The 1,144-nt window shown below is 34.7% G+C and carries 2 protein-coding genes; both read left to right on the top strand.

What is annotated here, in order from left to right; all coding sequences use genetic code 11:
* A partial coding sequence (locus F6K23_RS40980; protein ID WP_293167010.1) for a pentapeptide repeat-containing protein occupies positions 1 to 217 on the top strand: 217 nt, incomplete at its 5' end.
* Positions 218 to 583: 366 nt separating this feature from the next.
* A complete protein-coding gene (locus F6K23_RS40985) occupies positions 584 to 1,105 on the top strand; it encodes an ABC transporter substrate-binding protein (protein WP_293167012.1) in 522 nt (173 codons plus the stop codon).
* Positions 1,106 to 1,144: the final 39 nt, after the last annotated feature.

A 1,144-nucleotide genomic window follows, 5' to 3' on the forward strand; every position in this document is an offset into this window, starting at 1 on the left:
TGCTAATCTTAGTTACGCTTGTGTACGTCACGTTAATCTCAATGGTGCGAACCTGAAGCAAACTAATTTCAAGGGAACCAACTTATTCGGAACTAATCTTAACTACGCCAATATTAAAGATACTCTTTTTGGAAAAAATTCAGGAATATCCAAGGAAACGAAATTTAATTTAGAATCTAGAGGAGCAATTTTTGAAAATTCTTCTGGCACTGGATAAGTAGATAGGCATAATTATTTATCTGTTATTTTTACAAAATTTGAAAAATTGGCAGTAAATTTGTAGAGATGCACTTCCGTGATAACAAATCTCTCTATTTACATCTGTTACATCAAGTTGCTATCCTGAGAAGATGAGCTACGTTAATAACTTATCAAGCACGCTCTGAGGGTGATCTACCACAGTAATTACTTAAAATTCAGATCTTGCGCCTAACCTGGAATTTCAAATTTTAGTTGCTCGAAATCTATTAAATCCTCTGTTGTTTGACTAAAAATTAGATTTTAAAAAGCAGCTACAAGCTCTGAGTAAAAAGTATACCTAGAAAAATTAACTATATTGTGGTGGTCTAAAGGTCAAGAGATTATGCGTAGACGTGAATTCAATCGACTATTTTGGTTTTCAGTTGGTTTGGGGCTAGCTAGTTGTCAGACAGCTACATCGTCAAGCAAACAATCAAATATTGAATACGTCAATGAGAGCAATAACTTGAGTATTTGGTGGCAACAGGGTTTTTATCCCGAAGAAACTGATGCACTGGAAAAGATTATTACTGAGTGGGAAGAAAAGAGTGGAATTAAGATTGATCTGACTATTATTCCACAAAAAGATATTCTTAGAGAAATGGAAAGTGCTCTCATTTCTGGTGATCTTCCAGATATCTTTTATTCTGGGATTGCCGACCTTACTATTATACCACGTTTAGCATGGAATAACCAGCTAGCAGATGTTTCTGAAGTCATAGAACCTTTAAAGGATTTGTACAGTGAAAGTGTGGTTTCCGGAGTAAATTACCAAAATAATGTAGCTGGTAAACGCAGCTATTATGCTGTACCAATCATGCAATCAGCAATACATATTCATTACTGGCAAGATATATGTTTCTGAAGTCATAGAACCTTTAAAGGATTTGTACAGTGAAAGTGT

It is taken from the genome of Okeania sp. SIO2C9 (assembly GCF_010672455.1).
Classification (GTDB): domain Bacteria; phylum Cyanobacteriota; class Cyanobacteriia; order Cyanobacteriales; family Microcoleaceae; genus Okeania.

Excerpts from the sequence above, each read along its gene's own strand:
- F6K23_RS40985 (WP_293167012.1), top strand. The coding sequence starts at position 584 with ATGCGTAGACGTGAATTCAATCGACTATTTTGGTTTTCAGTTGGTTTG.